Here is a 17,649-nt window from a genome sequence, read left to right as displayed (position 1 = left end):
CAGGTCGCGTCGCTTCTGCAAGAGGAGTTCGCATGACCATGCTTTCGATGCCGTTGCCCACGCTCGCCGATTTATTGATCGAGCCGGATCTGCCGACTGTCGTCTCGCCGCGTTCGGGCGCGGAGATTTCACTGGAAGAGGCTGCGCCGCTGCTGCATGCGATCGTTGACGATACGCTCGAAAAGGCCGGCGGCGTGCTGTTCACCGGATTTCGCGTGGCCTCGATCGATGCCTTCCAGAGCTTTGCCGGTTCGTTCGGGCATCCACTGATCGGTTATGAATTTGCCTCGACGCCGCGCAGTCAGGTGGAAGGCGCGGTGTACACGTCGACGGAATATCCGCCGCATCGCTCGATTCCTTTGCATAACGAGCAGTCGTACACGCGTGAGTGGCCGCTGCGCATCTGGTTCCACTGTGCGCTCGCCGCGCGCGCTGGCGGCGCGACACCAATTGCCGACAGCCGCGCGATCTATCGTGCGCTCGACCCGGCGCTCGTCGAGCGTTTTGCGAAGCGCGAGCTGCTATACATCCGCAACTTCGGGCAAGGGCTCGATCTGCCGTGGGAACAGGCCTTCGGTTCGGACGACCCGAGTGTGGTCGAACGGATTTGCCGCACGCGCGGCATTGATTGCGAATGGCGCGACAGTGACGACGGTGAACTGCTGTTGCGTACGCGCGAGCGCTGTCAGGCGGTAGCGCGTCATCCGCGCACCGGCGAGCGGGTGTGGTTCAACCAGGCCAATCTGTTCCATCTCTCGTCGCTCGATGAAGACATGCAGGAAGCCTTGATCGATTCGGTCGGGCTTGAAAACGTGCCGCGCAACGTCTATTACGGCGACGGCGAACCGCTCGAAGCGGATGCGCTCGCGGAGATCCGCGGTGTGCTCGATCAGCAGCGCGTCGTGTTTCCATGGCTCACGGGCGACGTGCTGATGCTCGACAACATGTTGACGGCACACGCGCGCGATCCGTTCGAAGGGCCTCGCAAAGTTGTCGTGGCGATGGCGCAGAGCTATAGCGAGGGTCACGGCAAGGGCGTAGTCAAAGGCACCGGCGCTGATGAAGTCGCAGTCAAAGGCACACGCACAGATAGAAGCGACGACGACCAGCGGACGGCCGCGCAATGACGAAAACGCAGGGCGCGGCACTCGCGGCGCAATCGCTGACGGTCGGCTACCGCGATCATGTCGTGCTCCACGGTTTGAACCTGACAATCGCGGCCGGCTGCGTCACCGCTTTGTGCGGACCGAACGGTTGCGGAAAAAGCACGTTGCTGCGCACGCTCGCCGGTTTGCAGCCGGCACGCTCCGGCAGCGTTGAAGTCGACGGCAAGCCGCTCGCTTCATACCGGCGACGTACATTGGCGCGCACGCTGACAATGCTTGCGCAATTCAACCAGATTCCGTCGGGCCTTACCGTACGCGAGTTGGTCGCATACGGCCGCTACGCCTACGGCGGCTGGCTGCGCGGACTTTCGCGCGCGGACCATGCGGCCATTGACGAAGCGCTCGTCACCAGCGGGCTCGCGGACGACGCCGCGCGCGACGTCGCAGCGCTCTCAGGCGGCGAACGCCAGCGAGCATGGATCGCGATGGCGCTTGCGCAGCAGGCGCCGATCGTGTTGCTCGACGAACCGACCACGTACCTCGACATCCATCATCAGTTGGACATCTTGCGTGAATTACGGCGCCTGAACCGCGAACGCGGCCTGACGATCGTCTGGGTGCTGCACGACCTGAATCAGGCGGCGGCCTACAGCGACGAAATCGTGTTGATGCGCGCAGGCCGCATCATCGCCCACGGGTCGCCCGATGCGATGCTCGACCCGCGTCATCTGAACGACACCTTCAGTGTGCCGATGCTCAAGATCGCGCATCCGCAGACGGGCGCGCCGATGTGCGTGCCGGCCTATGAGGGCAATGCCATGGATATCGCCGGCGCTGGATTCAACAACGAGGCATTGAGCGACGCCGTATCCACGAGCAAGGACCTCGCCGCATGACGACGCTTGCAGCGCGCAAACGCCTGCGCCGTCACGAGTCTGCCATCGATGGCTGGCGCGCGCCCGTGAAAAGCCGCGCAGGGATGATCGGGGGCGCGCTCGTCGCGTTGATCGTCGTAGTGGCCGCATTGCGCCTCGCGCCCGGTTTTCGCACGTGGCTTGCCGCGCCTGCGGGCAGCGATGCCGCGCAACTCGCCGGCATTTTGCTGTTCGACCTGAGCGCGCCGCGTATCCTGGCGGCGTTGGTCGCAGGCGGTTGCCTTGCTATAGCAGGGACATTGTTCCAGTCATTGACTCGCAATCCGCTAGCTTCGCCCGATTTGCTTGGCATCACCGGTGGTGCTCAACTCGGCCTGGTCGCCGCGATGTTGGTGCCGTCGCTGGCGGGTGTGGCCTCGGTGCCGCTGCTGTTCGTTTGCGGCCTTGCCGCCGCTGCGTGCGTGGCCGCAGCAGCAGGCGGCTGGCGCGCGACGCCGTTGCGTCTCGTGCTTGCCGGCAGCGTCTGCATGCTGCTGTTCTCCGCGCTCACCACGTTGATTCTCGCGTTTTTCGAGCAAAGCATCGTCGGCGTGTCGCTGTGGGCGAGCGGCAGTCTCTATCAACCGGGCGCGGCGGGTCTGAAGATCGCGGCCGCCTGGCTCGTGCTGCCGCTCATCGCGTTGCCATTCGTGATCCGTCCGCTCGACCCGCTCGCACTCGGCGACGACGCCGCCGCTGCGGCCGGCGTGCGCGTCGACGCGACGCGGCTCGCGGCGATGGTGGTGGCAGTCGGTTTCGCGAGCGTTGCGGTGAGCGTGGCGGGACCGCTGTCGTATGTCGGTTTGATCGCACCGAATCTGTTGCGGCAGGCACGCAGTGCGAAGGCCTCGCGTCTGGCCGTGCTCGTGCCGTTGTCCGCCCTGGTGGGCGGTGCGCTCGTGCTGTTCACCGATAGCGCGGTGCAGGCGCTCGATCTCGACGCGACGCTCTCGACCGGTGTGGCGATCGCTTTCGTCGGCACGCCCTTGATGCTGGCGATGATTCGCAGCGGCGCGGCGTGGTCGGGCGCGTTGCATGCCGGACAGGACCGTCCAGCCGTGCGCGCCGGGACGCGCTGGGTGCGGATGCTCGATGCGTGGCCATGGCCGCTGACGGCGATGGTATTGCTGACGTTCGGCATCCTGATCGTCTGCGCGGGCGCATCGTTTGGCCCGACCACGATCGGCTTGCATCGCTGGTTGGCCGTCCTGGATCAGCGTGACGAACTCGCGCGCATGCTACTCGAGTTGCGCCTGCCGCGCCTCATCTGTGCCTTGCTGGCAGGTGCGTTGCTGGCCGCAAGCGGAGTGCTGATGCAGAGCATCGTGCGCAATCCGCTTGCCGGGCCTGAAGTGCTGGGTGTGACGCAAGGCGCGGGCTTGGCCACGCTCGCGGCGCTCGTCGCGTGGCCGCTCGCAGGACATTCGACGCTGGCGATGGCCTCGCTCGCGGGTGGCGGCGTAACGCTGGCGCTCACGTTATTGCTTAACCGACGGCATCGCTATGCGCCGCTGGCTGTCGCGCTGACAGGCATCGTGATCGGCACGCTATGGACCACACTGTCCCAATGGCTCATCACGCAGCAAAGCGTGCAACCCGCGCGTTTCGTCGTGTGGCTGGTCGGCGGTACGTATGGACGCAGCTGGGGCGAAGTGACGACGCTGCTGCCGTGGTGCGTGCTGGCAGTGCCTGTGTTTGCCCTGCTCGCGCGGCCGCTCGATCTGCTCGCATTAGGCGATGACCAGGCGGCAGCGCTCGGTTTGCCGATCGGCGTGCTGCGTCCGCTGGTGCTGACCGTGGCGACGCTGGCTGCATGCGCCGCGGTGGCCGCGGTTGGACCGGTCGGCTTTATCGGTTTGATGGCGCCGCATCTTGCATCGATGCTGGGGGCGCGTGCGCATCGCACGCGTTTGTGGCTCGCCGCCGCGTGCGGTGCGCTGGTGCTGGTGGTCGCCGATATCGCGGCGCGCACGCTGTTGGCGCCGCGCGAAATTCCTGCCGGCGTGTTGACGGCGCTGATCGGCGCGCCTTATCTGCTTGCGTTGCTGATCGTGGAGGCTCGGCGCGAGAAGCGGGGCAAACAGTGAGGCAGAAGCAGGGGCATTCGTTCTCCATCACGTCGAACGACGATTTCCACGCACAGTGCTTCGCGGAATATGTGCCGGACTCGATCGCACACCATTTGGCACATGTCTGGCTCGGCACGCCCGATGCAAACGACGAACCCACGTTAGCCGAAGACGAACCCGGTCAGCCTGTCGGAGTCGCCGTAACGGAATTCGCGCGCCACGCGCGTGCCGCGTACGTTATGAAATTCCCGGAGAGATGCAACTGTGTGGACGCTGCCCCTTGCTGTTGACGATGAACGACGCGGAAATCGCTTTGCAGGGAGCGTCGCATTGACGAATCACGCGAGGAAAACGCAACAGATCAAGCGAGTGTGTGCGGCCACGGCGATGGCGGTCACGCTGTTGGCCAACTCCCATGCGTTCGCGCAGGGCAGAGGAGCCAGCTCCGTGCGCGAAAGCGGCGAAAGCCGCGCTACCAGCGCAGCCCCGGCCGTCCGCACCGGCACGCAAGCCCAGCAAACCTGCGCATCGCTCGCCGACAATCCCGCAGTCTCCCAGGCAAGTCCCTCGTTGCCCACGCGGCCGAAACGCATTGTCGTGCTCGAATTCATGTTCGCCGAAGACCTTGCCGCGCTTGGCATTACTCCGGCCGGCATGGCCGATCCCGAGTACTACCCGATATGGATCGGTTACGACGATGCGCGCCTTGCCTCGGTACCGGACATCGGCACGCGTCAGGAGCCGAGTCTCGAAGCGATCGCGGCGGCCAAACCGGACCTGATCCTCGGCGTGGGCCTGCGCCACGCGCCGATCTTTGCAGCGCTCGAACGAATCGCGCCCACCGTGCTATTCAAATACGGTCCGAACTTCGCCGAAGATGGCGCCCGCGTCACGCAACTCGATTGGGGTCGCAAAATTCTCCGTACGATCGGCTGCCTGACGGGCCGCGAGGAAGCGGCGCGCACAGTCGAAGCCAAAGTCGATGCGGGTTTTGCACGCGACGCACAACGCCTCGCCCAAGCCGGCCGCCGAGGCGAACAGGTTGCGTGGTTACAGGAGTTGGGATTGCCCGACCGTTACTGGGCATTTACCGGCAACAGCACGGCAGCCGGCGTCGCACACGCGCTTGGCCTCGAGTCGTGGCCCGCCGAACCGACGCGGGAAGGCACGTCCTATGTGACGTCGGAAGATCTGTTGAAGAAGCCTAATCTGACGGTGTTGTTCGTCAGCGCGACGGAACCCGGCGTGCCGCTCGCGACCAAACTCGATTCGCCGATCTGGCGCTTCGTGCCGGCACGCAGCGCGGGGCGCGTGGGCTTGGTCGAACGGAATATCTGGGGTTTTGGTGGGCCGATGTCCGCGTTGCGGATGGCCGATACGATGACGGAAACACTGCTCTCCCTACCGGCTCCGTCCGCAAGCAAGTAAGCGGCGGCAAACGGATTAGCGTTATTCGACCTCAGGCCAGGTCTTTATTGCTGTTGCTGCACACCGGGCGTTCAGGCCAACAAGCCCGGCGTGGATCTCACCTAACTCACTTATCCGACTGTGCCGTTTGCAACCGGACTATGCTCCACAGCCTGCGCGGCGCCATAGGTCTCGCTGACGATACTGCCGTTATCCAGCTTCAACACGCGATCCGCCAGGTGGAAGTAGCGATCGTCGTGGCTGATCACCAGCACCGTCTTGCCGCGCGAGCGCAATTCCGGCAGCAGTTGCTCGTAGAACACCGCCTTGAACTGCGGGTCCTGATCCGCGGCCCATTCGTCGAACAGATAGAACGGCCGGTCTTCCAGATACGCGACGACCAGCGCCAGACGTTTGCGCTGCCCGGTGGAGAGCGCGCGCGTCGAGAACGCGCCGTTTACCACCTGGACCTTGTGGTCGAGTGCCAGCTTCGCAACCAGTGCATTTGCGCGGGCGTCGGCCTGCGCACGCGATGCGGCGTTCGGATCGACGATACCCAGCAGCGCGTCGAACAGATGGAAGTCGTTAAATACGGCAGTGAAGCGCTGCCGGTATGCGGCGCGTTCGGCCAGGCCGATCGGCTTGCCGTCCAGTTCGATCGTGCCGTCTTCCGGTTCGTACAGGCCGGTGAGCACCTTCGCGAGCGTGGTTTTGCCGCTGCCGTTGCCGCCGACGATGAACACCATCTCGCCGGGCCTGAAAGTCAGATTGACCGGCCCGACGCGGAACATCCGTTCGTCGCGCTCATGGAAATACGAGTGGGTGACGTCGCGCAACGTCAGGGTCTGGTACGGCGCGTGTGACGCGTTTTCATCAGGCGGCGGCGCGGTGCGCAGTGCGCCGAATTCGCTCATCACCTTTTCGATGCGGTCGAGTGAGACACGTGCGGCATTCAGCGTCGGCACGTTGTTCAGCAAGCCGTCCAGCGGCAGCAGCATGAACAGGAACACCACGACATAGCCCGACGCGGAAGGCGTGTCGGCGTGCACGCCGAGCGCCGGCCAGAACGCGGCGACGCCCAGAAACACATAAAACAGGAACACGATCCAGCCGACCCCGACCGCATAGGCGCTGAACGCCTGACGCCGGTGGTCGCGCACTTCGTCGATAGCCGAGCCGAGCTGACCGTCGACGAATTGGCGCGAGCGGGCCTGATGCAATTTCAGTTCTTTTGCACCCGTGAACAGCGCGCCGAGATAGCCGAACAGTTTGTCCTGCGAGCGGCCGGCGGCTTCGAGCGAGGCGATGGCCCGCTTGTCACCCGCGTGATAGCCGAGCGAACCGACCAGAATCGCGGCGACCGCGAGCAGGCAGACCGGCCAGGACAGCCACGCCAGATAGCCGAGGCAGCCGAACACGATCGAACCGTGCATCACGAGATTGGGCAGCGCGAAGAACAGCATTGACACGTTGGTGGCGTCGTCGGTCAGCACCGACTGCACGGGCGCCGCGCCGATCCGTTCGACGTCGCGCAGCTCGGCCTCGGCGACGCGTCGCGCGACATGCGCGCGCAGTTGCGCCATCGTGTCCTGCGAGAGCCGCGCAAACAGCACGCCGGTGATGACACGCGTGACGAGTGCAATCACTGCGCATAGCGCGAAACGCATCGCGAGCGACATGTCGGCGGCGCCGGATTGCGACAGCGCACGGCTCAAGGTCGCGACGAGCAGCACGCTCGCGATGCCGTTCAGCACGCAGGCGGTGAGCGCGATCGCGAAGGCGCCACGCGAGCGCTTGAGCAATGCCACGATCAGGCGCATGGCCGGTTTGCCAGTGGCTTGACTGGCGGTTGAGGGAGAAAGCGAGGGTGGCGCGTCGTAGCGCTCGTTGGCAGCGGTCATCGGCAAAGGGTCGCAGTGGGTCGCAAGGGATCGGTGAAATGCAGCGCATGCGGGCGGCATATCAGTGGGGCGCAAAGACACGCCCCTCGCTTGATAGACGAATGGCCGCTGCAAACATTTACCGTCTGTTGCTGTTTGTCGCATCGAAGCGATGCAGTCCGAATAAATCGATGCTAGCGGTAAAGATTCTCGGTCGCGGTTCGTCACACCCAATGAAGCGGCCCATTGCGGCCTGCGACTTGGCCGATGCGGCCAGTTCTAACGGATTTCACGCCCATGACGAGCTTCCCGATTGCATTGCACCACCGAATCCGCGCTCTGGCGCGTATCGAACCCGATGCGCCCGCGCTGGCGTCGTTCACGCCGCGTACCGTGCGGCTGACGCGCGGAGAGCTGGACAGCCGCGCGGCGCGGCTTGCCGAGCAACTGAGGGCGGCAGGCGTCACGACGGAGGTGCGCGTCGGCGTATGTGTCGCGCGTTCGTGCGATCTGTTCGTCGCATTACTCGCCGTGCTGAAGGCGGGCGGCGTGTTCGTCGCGCTTGATCCACGACATCCGGCGGCACGGCTCGACTGGGTCGCGCAGGATGCGGGTCTTGCTCACGGCATTGTCGACGCTTCCGCCGATGCAGCCATGCGCGCGCGTTTCACGCAGTGTTTCGACGTGGAAAACGATGTTTTGACAGACGTTGCCGCTGCGCGTTTCGATGGCGATGACGAGTCGGTGCATCCGCGCGCGGCTGCTTACATGATCTACACATCTGGTTCGACGGGCACGCCGAAAGCGGTGGCCGTCGAACACGGGCCGCTTGCCGCGCACGGCGATGCGCTCGCTGAATCGTTGCCGATCGACGGCACGGATCGCGTGCTGCATTTCGCTTCGGTGAATTTCGACGTTTCGATCGAAGCATGGCTGGTGCCGCTTGCCGTGGGCGGCAGTGTGGTGATCAGCGATCCGCCGCCGTTTCCGCCAGAGGCCACGCATGGCTTCATGCTGCGAGAGGGCGTGACCAATACCACACTGCCACCCGCTTATCTGCGCGAGTTCGCGAACGTTTGCGAGCGCCTTGGCGTGCCGCCTTCGCTGCGCGTGCTGCTGTTCGGCGGCGAGGCGATGTCGCAGGACAGCTTCGACGAGATTCGCCGCGTGTTCCCGTCGATCCGGCTCGTCAACGGATATGGGCCGACCGAGGCGGTGATTTCACCTATGCTGTGGCCGGTCGACCCGGGCACGACACCGGCACTCGAGGTGGGAAACGGTTACGCGTCGCTGCCGATCGGCTGGCCGATCGGGCGCCGCGTGGCGCGTATCGAAGGCGCGGCGCAACGCGGTGAGGTGGGCGAACTGCTGCTTGGCGGCGTGTGTCTCGCGCGTGGCTATCATGGCCGCGCGGCGCTTACCGCCGAACGTTTTTTGCCGGACGCCAATGGCGAACCGGGTGACCGGATCTACCGCACCGGCGACCTCGCGCGCGAACGCGTGGACGGCTCGTTCGATTATCTGGGCCGCATCGACGATCAGGTGCAAGTGCGCGGCGTTCGTGTGGAACCCGGTGAGATTGCGGCATGCCTGCTGACGCATCCGGCGATCGCCGATGCGGGTGTGCTCGCTGAACCAATGGGCGGCAGGACGCAACTGATCGCCTGTGTGGTACTGAAGGAGGCGCTCGGCGACGCAGTATTGCAGGCGCATCTCGCCGCGCATTTGCCGCAAGCGTGGCTGCCGCATCGTTTCGCGCGCTTCGCCCGTCTGCCTTACACGCTGAACGGCAAACTCGATCGCGCTGCGTTGCGCGATGCCGTGGCGGCACAGCCCGTTGCGACCGCTGCCGATTATGTCGCGCCCCAGACCGCCACTGAGCAGCGGCTTGCCAACCTCTGGCAAACACTCCTGAACGATCCCACGCCGATCGGTCGCACCGACCGGTTCTTTGCACGCGGCGGCGATTCGCTCGCGGCGATGCAATTGCAGGCGGCTATCCGGATCGAATGGCGCGTGAATTTACGGCTCGATGCACTGTTCGACGATCAAGCGCTCGAGACACTCGCGGCGCTGATCGATAGCAGCGAGACTGAATCGGCTGTGAACCGGCATCAGAAAATTGCGGTAATGCAGCCTTCAACCGCCGCGTTTGTCGACCGTGCTGCTTCATTCGCCCAGCAGCGTTTCTGGGTCCTCGCGCAAACTCAGGACGCCGGCTCGGCGTATCACGTCGCCGTGCAATGGGACGTGCAGGGCGCACTCGACCTCGGCACGTTGCAACGCGCGCTCGATTGTCTGGTCGGGCGTCAGGAGGCCTGGCGCACCACGCTCGTCGAAACCGACGAGGGTATCGTCATGCAGCGCATTCATGCCGCATTGCCCGTGCGGATTGCCGATGTCGATCTGCACACCAGTAGTGAAGGCGAGCGGACATCGCGGCTTGCGGCGTTGATGGAGCAACACGTCGGCGCAGCGTTCGATCTATCGAACGGCCCGTTAGTGCGTGCCACGCTCATCACGCTGACCAACAACACGCAACGCTTCCTGTTGACGACCCATCACGCGGTCAGCGACGGCTGGAGCTCGCGTTGCGCCTTCGACGAACTGCAAACGGCCTACACGGCGTTCGCCCTGGGGCGCACGCCGCAATTGCCCGCGCTGCCGGTTCAATACGCCGACTATGCGCAATGGCAGCGCGACTGGCTCGCCGCAGGCGAAGGCGAACGCCAACTCGCGTATTGGCGCGACGCGTTGCGCGCTGCGCCCGAACCGCTGGCATTGCCGCTCGACCGGACGCGCCTGCCGCAACGCGACTATCGCGGCGGCCGGCTCGCCTTGCGATTGCCGGAAACGCTATCCGCCGCGGTGCGCGAAACCGCACGGCGCGCGCAGGCGTCGCCCTTTACCGTGCTACTGGCCGCGTTCGACGCATGGCTCTATCGACTGACCGGCGCAACCGACATCGTAGTGGCCGCGCCGATTGCGCATCGGCAACGTGCGGAAACCGCGCCACTGGTCGGACTGTTCCTCAACACGCTCGCATTGCGCGCGCGTGTCGCGCCAGGTCAATTGTTCGCTGCCTTGCTCGACGGTGTGCGTCGCTCGGCGTTCGATGCTTTCGCGCATCAGGATGTGCCGTTCGATCAGGTGCTCGATGCGGTCAAGCCGCCGGTGCGGCGTGGCGAAGAATGGCTCAAGGTCAAATTTGCGCAGCAGTTCGATCTGGAATTGACGGCTGAATTGCCGGGCGCTGCGGTGCAGATGTCGCCGGGGCTCGATCTTGCTGCGCGCTTCGATCTCGCACTCGATTTCACCGACGATCCGCGTGGCATCGAACTGGTGGTCGCGTATGCACTGGACGGTATCGATGAAGCGACCGCCCAGGCGTGGCTCAACAGCTATGCCGCGCTCGTCGCCGATGCAGTGCGTGATCCGCAACGCGCGATTGCTGAACTGGATTGCGCGGATGGGGCTGAATATGGCGCGGCGCGACATGGACGCGAGCTTCAGCCTGAGACAGATAGCGTGTTGGCGCTTTTCGCGCATCATGCGAGTGAAACGCCGCATCGCGTCGCGCTTGCGGACACCGACACGCAGCTTACATTCGCCGAACTCGACGACGCGTCGGACCGGATAGCGCTCGCCCTGCAGCGACGTGGAGTGGGCGCGGAGCAGCCGGTTGCCGTATGCATCGAGCGCTCGGTGCGCTTCGCGGTGGCGCTGCTTGGTGTGATGAAGTCGGGGGCCTACGCAGTACCGCTCGATCCAGCTTCGCCGCACGAGCGGTTGGCGGCTGCTGTGGATGCCTGCGGCGCGCATTGGATGTTAACCGCGGAGGGCGTGCAAGGCGCGCTAGCCGTGGGCAATGCCACGACGCTGGATTTCGATGCACTTGCGCAAGGTTCATCGATTGTTGGGCTGGAGGTTGCCGCCAGTGTGAGTTCAAGTATCAATCTGCGCGCTAACGCAGAGGTCAGCGTGGGGGCCAACGCCAACGCCAACGCCCCGCGTCCGGCACCTTTACCCGACCAGGCCGCTTATCTGATCTTCACATCCGGATCGACCGGCACGCCGAAAGGCGTTGTGATCTCGCATCGCGCGCTGGTTGATTACGTTGAAGGCATGCTGGACGAGCTCGCCTTTACCGCAGGAGCGTCGATGGCGATGGTCTCCACCGTTGCCGCCGACCTCGGTCATACGACGCTATTCGGTGCGCTTTGCTCGGGTCGCACGTTGCATCTGCTGCCGGCTCAATGCGCGTTCGACCCCGATCGCTTCGCTCACGAAATGCGTACGCACGACATCGGCGTATTGAAGATCGTGCCGAGTCATCTACATGCATTGCTCGATGCGCAGCAGGCGGCCGACGTGCTGCCCGCCCACGCGCTGGTGACGGGCGGCGAAACGCTGCCGTGGTCGCTTGTCGAACGGATTGCGGCGCTCAAGCCGGCGTGCCGTGTCATCAATCACTACGGTCCGACCGAAGCAACGGTTGGCGCATTGACCTTCGATACGTCCGCGCCGGCGCAGGCCGTGTTGCGCTTATCGAACGCTCGCGCCGCGCAAGCGGGCCATGCTGCGCAAACCGCGCAAACCGCGCAAACCGCGCAACCCACGCAACCCACGCAACCCACGCAACCCACGCAATCCACGCAACCCACGCAACCCACGCAACCCACGCAATCCACGCAATCCACGCAATCCACGCAAACCGTGCCGCTCGGCCTGCCGTTGCCAAACGCCTATGCGTGCGTGCTCGACACTCACGGCGCGAGCGTGCCGCCTGGCGGGATCGGTGAACTGTATCTAGGTGGTCCAGGCCTCGCACGTGGCTATCTGAACCGCGCTGCCGCAACCGCCGAGCGCTTCGTACCGCATCCGTCAGCTCCGGGCGAACGCCTCTATCGAACCGGCGACCGTGTACGGCTGCGGGCCGACCGTCGGCTGGATTTTCTTGGGCGGCTTGACGATCAGGTGAAAATTCGCGGCTATCGCGTCGAGCCTGGCGAAGTGAGTGCGGCACTGCGCGCACTCGAGGGCGTCGCTCAGGCGGAGACGCTTGCTGTGGACCATGAAGGCCGTTTGCGCCTGGCATCATTCGTGGCGTCCTCTAACGGTGCACGCCTCGACGAGCCGACGCTACGTGCAGCGCTGACCGCGCGCCTACCGGATTACATGGTGCCCGCAGTGTTGCTGATCGTAGCCGCATTGCCGGTGACAGCGAACGGCAAAATCGATCGAGCGGCACTGCGCGCGCTTGCCGCCGCGCCGACGCCGTCCGTTGCCGAAGGCGACGCGCCGCAGGGGGCGACGGAAGAGGCACTTGCCACCGTCTGGAAAGAAGTGCTCAAAGCCGAACGCGTCGGCCGCGACGACAACTTCTTCGAACTGGGTGGCGATTCGATTCTGGTGTTGCAGGTGATCGCGCGCTCACGCAAACGCGGTGTGCGTTTTACGCCGAAGCAGTTGTTTGACGCACCTACGCTCGCGCAACTCGCATGTGTTGCAACAATGGTAGATGCGACGGCCCCGGCTGCGCCGAAAGCGTATTCCACGTCGGCCGCGCCCAAAGCACAGGCATTGCCGTCAGCGTCTGGACAGAGCACGACGCTCACTCCCGCTCAACTGCGCTTCTTCGCGCTGGATATCCCGCAGCGTGGTCACTGGAACCAGTCGATCGAACTCGATGCCCAGGCGCCATTCGACACCGATGCTTTCGCCCGCGCATTCGAAACCTTGCTGACGCATCACGAGGTTTTTCGCCACCGTTTCGCACCGAGCGGCCCGCTTGGAGAATGGCAGATCACGTTCGCCGGGCGCGCGTTCGAAGCGCTACCGTTCGCGGTTGCTGCCGCACGCGACGAAACCGATGCGCTCGCCCAGTTCGACGCGCTGCAAAGCACGCTCGATCTGACGCATGGCCCGCTCGTCTGCGCCTTCGCCGCGCTATTGCCGGACGGAACGACAAAGCTTTATCTGGCGATTCATCACCTCATCGTCGACGGTGTGTCGTGGCGTGTGCTGCTGGACGATCTCGATACCGCCTATCGTGCAGCGCACGAACGCCGCACGGTACGTCTTGCGTCGACCGGCACGAGTGCGCAGGATTGGGCGGCTCGGCTTGCTCATGCGGCGCGCGACGCAACGAACTCGCCATTTGCCGCCGAAGTGCCGTATTGGGCGGCCCTCACGGAACCTTGCGACGAACTGCCGCTCGACCATCCGCACGCCAAGGCAAGCAACGCCGACGCGCAAACCGTCGTCCAGACGATCGACGCCGATCTGACACGCGCCGCATTGACCGAGGCAAACGCGGCCTACCGTACGCAGATGATCGAATTGCTGATCGCGGCCCTGGTGCAGTCGCTCGGCATGCCACGATGCCGCATCGAACTCGAAGGCCATGGCCGCGAGGCGTTATTCGACGATGCCGACGTGAGCCGCACGCTCGGCTGGTTGACGAGCCACTATCCGGTGCAGTTTACGGTCGAAAGCACGCCGGCGGCGACGCTCGGCGCAGTTAAGGACGCACTGCGCGCGGTGCCGAACAAGGGGCTCGGCTTCGGTGTGCTCCGCCACTACGGCGATGCGACGCCGCGCGCGGCGCTCGCCGCCGTGCCGCGGCCGCATGTGACCTTCAATTACCTCGGCCAGTTCGATGCACCGCGCGAAGCGGCTTTGGTGCCCCGTTTCGGCGGCGCAGGTTGCGAGCGCGATCCCGCTGGTCCGATCGGCAACGCGCTGGCGATTCACGCGTATATCGACGGCGATGCCGCACGCACGCTAAAAATCCATTGGGTGTACGGCGCGACCCAGTTCGAGCGCGCGACGATCGACGCGCTCGCGCAGCGTTTCGAAGCCGCGCTCGCCGAGTTGAGCGCCGCATGCGCGGCGCGTCTCGCGCAACGCGGCGGCGGCGCAACGCCTGGCGACTATCCGCTCGCGCGTACGGGAGGTCTCACGCAAGCTGCGTTGGAGCGCCTGCCGCTCGATCTGCGCACCATCGACGATATCTACCCGCTCTCGCCGATGCAGCACGGCATTCTGTTTCACTCGCTGTTCGCGCCCGAACAATCGACGTATGTGAATCAACTGGTCGCGACACTGATCGATCCGGACGTCGAGCGTCTGCGCGCCGCGTTCGAGGGCGCGGTGCCGCGTCACGACATCCTTCGCACCGGGTTTACGCCCGATGAAGCCACGCCAATGCAGATCGTGCATCGCCAGGCACGCCTGCCGGTTGAGATCCTTGATTGGCGTGAACGAGGTGAGGGTGCACTCGGCGCATTTGAAACCTGGCTCACTGACGACCGCGCGCGCGGCTTCGATCTGACGTCCCCGCCTTTGATGCGCGTCGCGCTGATCCGCGTGACGGATCAGGCGTGGCGTCTCGTCTGGACCCGCCATCATTTGCTGCTCGACGGCTGGAGCACGGCGCGTTTCTTCGCCGACGTGCTGCGTGACTATATCGAACCGCGGCGTCCGCAACCGTTCGCCGCACCGGCTAAAACGCGCTACCGCGATTTCATCGCGTGGCTCGCGGCGCGCGATACTGAAGGCGAGCGTGCGTTCTGGCTGAAACGTCTTGCGCTGATCGATGAACCGACATTGATCGCCGACAGTGAGCGCGAACATGATCGCGACCTGGGAAGCTCACGTGTGACGCAAAATCTCACGCACCGCGAAACCTTCGACGCCTATACAACGACACGTCTTACCGAAACGGCGCGCCGTCTGAAAGTCACTGTCAACACGATGGTGCAGGGCGCATGGGCGCTTGCTCTGCAACGAATGACACATCGCACGGCAGTCGCTTTCGGCGCAACCGTGGCAGGCCGCCCCGACGCGCTAGCCGAAGCCGACACCGACACCGACACCGTGCTGGGCCTGTTCATCAACACGCTGCCGGTCATTACCGCGCCATTGCCGCAACGCAGTGCATCGGTATGGCTGCACGAATTGCAACGCGACAATGCCGCCGCAGCGGAGCACGCGCACACGCCACTCTACGAAATCCAGCAGTGGGCGGGGCAAGGTGGCGGCGCGCTGTTCGACACGCTGGTCGTATTCGAAAACTATCCGGTCGATGAAGCCTGGCAAGGACGCGACGAACGCGCCCTCAAGCTGCGTGAGCTGCGCAATATCGAGGCCACCGATTTCGCGCTCACGCTCGTGATCGAAGCCGGCACGGCGCTCACGATCGACTACGGCTACGACACCGCGCAGCTCGATGCGACTCGGGTGGCCGCTTTGCATAGCGCATTTGCCGCGTGCCTGAGCGCCTTGATCGCCGATCCGCATGCATCACTCGGCACGATCTCGATTGCGACCGCCGACGATCTCGCCACGCTGGCGAGCGCCAATGCGACCACGCAATCGTGGCCGCAAGCGCAGCAGCAGCCGTTGCATCGGCAGTTCGAGCGGGCTGCTTTCGCATCGCCCGACGCAATCGCGCTTGAATTCACCGATCCGCAAGGACATACGCAGCAAATGACCTACGGCGCGCTCGATGCGAACGCCAATCGGGTCGCGGCTGCGCTCATCGAAGTGGGCGTTCAGCCGGATACGGCGGTTGCGTTGTGCGTCGAGCGTTCATTCGACATGGTGGTGGCGCTAATCGGTGTGCTGAAAGCGGGCGCGGCGTATCTGCCCATCGATCCCGACTATCCGGCCGAGCGCATCGCCTATCTGCTCAACGACGCAAACCCGGCCGTCGTGCTGACGCAGTCGCATCTGCGTGAACGTGTCGCCGCAGCGGTCGAAGGCATCGACGTCAGGATTCTGAGCGTCGGCGAACTGCTCAGCGCCGACGCCACGCTCGCTGCGCCGGTGGAAGTCGCCTCCGATCAACTCGCCTATCTGATCTACACATCCGGATCGACGGGTAAGCCGAAGGGCGCCGGCAATACGCATGGCGCGCTGGCGAACCGGATTGCGTGGATGCAGGACGCCTATCGTCTGAACGCTGACGACGTCGTGCTGCACAAGACGCCGTTCGGCTTCGACGTATCGGTATGGGAGTTTGTCTGGCCGCTCGCGGTCGGCGCGAAACTTGCGATTGCGGCGCCGGGCGATCATCGCGATCCGGCACGTCTGGTCGCGGCAATCGAAACGCATCGCGTCACAACGCTGCATTTCGTACCGTCGATGCTCGCCGCGTTCCTTGCTCACCTGGAAGATTTCAAAGTTGCGGCTCGCTGTTCGAGCATCGAGCGGATTGTCGCGAGCGGCGAAGCGCTCGCACCGGAACTGGTGGCGCGCGTCGCGCAGCATTTGCCGAATGCACGCCTCTACAACCTGTACGGACCGACCGAAGCTGCTATCGACGTCTCGCACTGGCGTTGCGATACGCGTGATGCAAACGCGGTGTCCGTGCCGATCGGTCGCCCGATCGCGAACCTGCAACTACATGTACTCGATGCGGCGTTGCAGCCGTTGCCGAAAGGAGCGGTCGGTGAGCTGTATTTAGGCGGAGTGGGACTCGCACGCGGCTATCTCGGTCGTGCCGCACTGACGGCGGAGCGCTTCGTCCCGGATCCTTTCAGTGAAGGTGCCCGTCTCTATCGAACCGGCGATCTCGCCCGCCGTCGCGCGGACGGTGCCCTCGATTATCTCGGCCGTATCGATACGCAAGTGAAGCTGCGCGGTCAACGCATCGAACCCGGTGAAATCGAAGCCTTGCTGCGTGCAGAGCCGGGTGTACACGACGCGGTGGTGATCGTGCGTGATGAGCAACTGGTCGGCTATGTTGCGCGAGGCGTGGACAACACGATCGACACGCATGCGTTGCTCGAGGCGCTGCGTGCCCAGTTGCCCGCGTACATGGTGCCCGCGCAGTTGATTGATATGGAGGCGCTGCCGGTTACGCCGAACGGCAAGTGCGATCGTCATGCATTGCCCGCACCGGTTCGTCGTCTTTCATCTGGCGAGGACGCGGTTGTTTCTCTGCAAACCGCTACCGAACGCGAGCTGGCCGAGATATGGAAACGCGTCCTGCATCTGGAAGCGATCGGTCGCGACGACGATTTCTTCACGCTCGGCGGTCATTCGCTGCTCGCGACTCAGGCCAACGCGCAGGCCAATCTGCATTGGACGCTGATCCTGCCGCTGCGCACGCTATTCGACGAACGCACGCTGCAACGCTGCGCCGCCGCGATCGATCGCGCGTTAGCCGAGCGCGGTACGGGTGCCGGTGAGGACACCGCGAGTGCGATCGACGCACTCCTCGGCGAACTCGAGTTGCAATAAACCATCACGCCGACAAGCATTG

General features: G+C 64.5%; 5 protein-coding genes and 3 pseudogenes. 7 read left to right on the top strand and 1 reads right to left on the bottom strand.

What is annotated here, in order from left to right; translation table 11 throughout:
• The first annotated feature begins 32 nt into the window (after positions 1-32).
• From PQR40_RS07590 to PQR40_RS07570, 5 genes and pseudogenes are all read left to right on the top strand, one after another.
• Positions 33-1,127, top strand: a complete 1,095-nt coding sequence (locus PQR40_RS07590; RefSeq protein ID WP_408390415.1) for a TauD/TfdA family dioxygenase — start codon at positions 33-35, stop codon at positions 1,125-1,127.
• Positions 1,124-2,002, top strand: coding sequence for an ABC transporter ATP-binding protein (locus PQR40_RS07585; RefSeq protein ID WP_408390412.1), 879 nt, complete (start codon positions 1,124-1,126; stop codon positions 2,000-2,002). The genes PQR40_RS07590 and PQR40_RS07585 overlap by 4 nt, the downstream gene beginning before the upstream one ends.
• Entirely contained in the window at positions 1,999-4,107 is a 2,109-nt protein-coding gene (gene fhuB / locus PQR40_RS07580; protein WP_408390410.1) for a Fe(3+)-hydroxamate ABC transporter permease FhuB, read from the top strand. Before PQR40_RS07585 ends, fhuB begins: the two co-directional genes overlap by 4 nt.
• Before the next feature lie 193 nt (positions 4,108-4,300).
• Positions 4,301-4,423: pseudogene (locus tag PQR40_RS07575) on the top strand (siderophore-iron reductase FhuF); the annotation flags it as partial.
• A complete protein-coding gene (locus PQR40_RS07570) occupies positions 4,420-5,517 on the top strand; it encodes an ABC transporter substrate-binding protein (RefSeq protein ID WP_408390407.1) in 1,098 nt (365 codons plus the stop codon). The pseudogene PQR40_RS07575 and the gene PQR40_RS07570, both read left to right, overlap by 4 nt.
• Positions 5,518-5,627: 110 nt before the next feature.
• Here PQR40_RS07570 and PQR40_RS07565 read toward each other — a convergent pair whose 3' ends face one another.
• Positions 5,628-7,397, bottom strand: coding sequence for a cyclic peptide export ABC transporter (locus PQR40_RS07565; protein WP_408233099.1), 1,770 nt, complete (start codon positions 7,395-7,397; stop codon positions 5,628-5,630).
• A 276-nt stretch (positions 7,398-7,673) separates the two neighbouring features.
• On the opposite strand from PQR40_RS07565, the pseudogene PQR40_RS39060 reads away from it, so the two are divergent.
• Positions 7,674-9,459, top strand: a pseudogene (locus PQR40_RS39060) (non-ribosomal peptide synthetase); the annotation flags it as partial.
• 77 nt (positions 9,460-9,536) lie between these two features.
• Positions 9,537-17,627: pseudogene (locus PQR40_RS39055) on the top strand (amino acid adenylation domain-containing protein); the annotation flags it as partial.
• Between the last annotated feature and the right edge of the window lie 22 nt (positions 17,628-17,649).

Origin of the sequence: Paraburkholderia sediminicola (genome assembly GCF_046026855.1) — a bacterium.
GTDB lineage: Bacteria > Pseudomonadota > Gammaproteobacteria > Burkholderiales > Burkholderiaceae > Paraburkholderia > Paraburkholderia sediminicola_A.
This window is presented reverse-complemented; position numbering and strand designations above follow the sequence as displayed.